This window comes from Flavobacterium cyanobacteriorum (assembly GCF_002251835.1).
GTDB lineage: Bacteria > Bacteroidota > Bacteroidia > Flavobacteriales > Flavobacteriaceae > Flavobacterium > Flavobacterium cyanobacteriorum.
Map to the genome: position 1 here is coordinate 1 of NZ_NOXV01000037.1, position 1,914 is coordinate 1,914.

3 protein-coding genes are annotated in these 1,914 nt (G+C 27.3%); 1 reads left to right on the forward strand and 2 read right to left on the reverse strand.

The annotated features are described in order from the left end of the window. Positions 1-27 precede the first annotated feature (27 nt). Both CHU92_RS00310 and CHU92_RS00315 read right to left on the reverse strand, forming a co-directional pair. Complete coding sequence (locus CHU92_RS00310) at positions 28-567, reverse strand: hypothetical protein (protein WP_094411457.1); 540 nt, start codon at positions 565-567, stop codon at positions 28-30. 39 nt (positions 568-606) lie between these two features. Further along, the gene (locus CHU92_RS00315) at positions 607-1,398 is read right to left on the reverse strand and encodes a hypothetical protein (protein WP_094411459.1); all 792 of its coding nucleotides are present in this window, start codon (positions 1,396-1,398) and stop codon (positions 607-609) included. 2 nt (positions 1,399-1,400) lie between these two features. Here CHU92_RS00315 and CHU92_RS00320 point away from each other — a divergent pair, with 2 nt between their 5' ends. Continuing rightward, positions 1,401-1,676 carry a helix-turn-helix domain-containing protein gene (locus tag CHU92_RS00320; protein ID WP_094411461.1) on the forward strand — a complete coding sequence of 92 codons (276 nt, stop codon included), beginning with the start codon at positions 1,401-1,403 and terminating at the stop codon, positions 1,674-1,676. The last annotated feature ends 238 nt before the right edge of the window (positions 1,677-1,914 follow it).

Here is a 1,914-nt window from a genome sequence, read left to right on the forward strand (position 1 = left end):
AACTAAAATCTACTTGGCCTGTTGCACTTATAACTTGAACATGGCGTTTGTTTTATTTAATTCATCTCGGATTTGGTATTCTTCTGTACAGTATATATCCAGTACAACATCATTAAATTTTAATGCTGTTTCAAATTCAGTTTCATCTAATTGAAAAGTTATGTTCTGACCTAATTCATTTTTGATTTCTGTGCGTATTTCTAAACCATAAAAGCCACTAAACCCTTGATATTTCTCTACCCAATTATATACATCATCAAAGCTATCTTTGATTTGCTCATATTCTGCTAGTACATCTTTTACAAGATTTTGTTTATTATAGGTTTCTAGCTCTTTGTGTAATTTGTAATACACTTCAATAGCTTTACAATCTTCTTTTCTATCTGAACAAAGTGAAGCAAGTAATAAACATTTTGATTTGTTATTGCTAAATTTCCTCCAAATATGACAGCTACTTTCATTGATTAGAAAATTAAAATAATTTTCATTTTCAACTAACCAAGTTTTGATTTGCTCAACTTTTAAAGGTTGATGTTTTTGTAGTTCATTTATTAGTTTAGTAGTCATTATAAGAGCATTTAAGTATGGTCGCAAGATTTATTAATTTTAAAAAGGTTTTGCATCACATTCAAATAATAATTCTTTGTAAGCTTTTAAGCTTGACTGCTCTAATCCCAAATAACTTGATATTAAATTTTCTAGTTGAAAAATCTGAATTTTGTATATTTCCTTACAATGACAATTATAATTACCAAATATCCCGTTTACAATAACTGGACTCAAGTAAACATTGTAATCATCTTTTAATAGCTCATAGTCAGATTCAATACCTACTTTAAATGATTTTCCAGAATAAATATCACTTTTTAAAAAATCTGGAATTGGTGGTGAGTTAAGTATTGCATAGTCACAAAACAAAAACATTTTTGGTTCATCTATATAAGTTAGATAACATAAATTTATTATTCTGCCATTTTTAATGATAGTGATAGGGGTTTTTGAGTTTAACAATTTTAATTCCTTACTATTCCAAATAAAATTTAATTGTTTTGATTCAAAATAATTCAACGAATTTTTAAGTCCATCTCTTTTATGCTTCAATTGAGAAACAATTTGAAATATTACAGCTTCTCTGTTTTCCCTTAATGCATCACCTATAATCCAAACCTCATCTTTTTCATATCTGAAGTGAAATCTAAATAACTCATTTCTATTGCTTTCATTTGGATTTGAGAACATAATTGTATTGCTCAATTCATCAAAAGGACAGAATCCAACAAATCTATACTTCTTAGAATCTGCATCTTTTATAATAGTAATAATACTCCCTTTTGCAATATCGTTCAAAAGGTCTTTGTTGTAAATTATATTCAAATTCATATTAATTGAACTTGCCATATATGGCATTAACTTACAAACATATAAATCTTTTCTTGACTTGCCAAATATGTCAAGTTACGGATAAGCAAGAATTATTAAAAAGTGTAGGTAAAAGAATCCAAGATATTAGAGTTAGTAAGGGTTTAACCCAAGTGGATTTAGTAGGTAAAATTGATGGAGATATTGATACAACTAATATCTCAAGAATAGAATCAGGCAGAACTAACCCAACAATTTACACATTACACAGAATAGCTGTTGCATTAGATGTTAAATTAGAAGAATTGGTAAAATAAAAAAGGTTATCTATTTAGAATAAATAACCCATTTTTGAAAATTTTAAAATTCAGAATTAACCTTGATACTTGTCATTATTAGGATTCAATTGGTCAGCCCTATTATCCTGATTTTGTTGATAGGTTTCATTTGTACCTGATGTACCTGAATTAGAATTACTCATGTCTGCTTCGTGATTTCTTGGCATAATTAATATAGAAGTGGTTTAAACTTTTATTTTATTAAATTTCTTTAGTG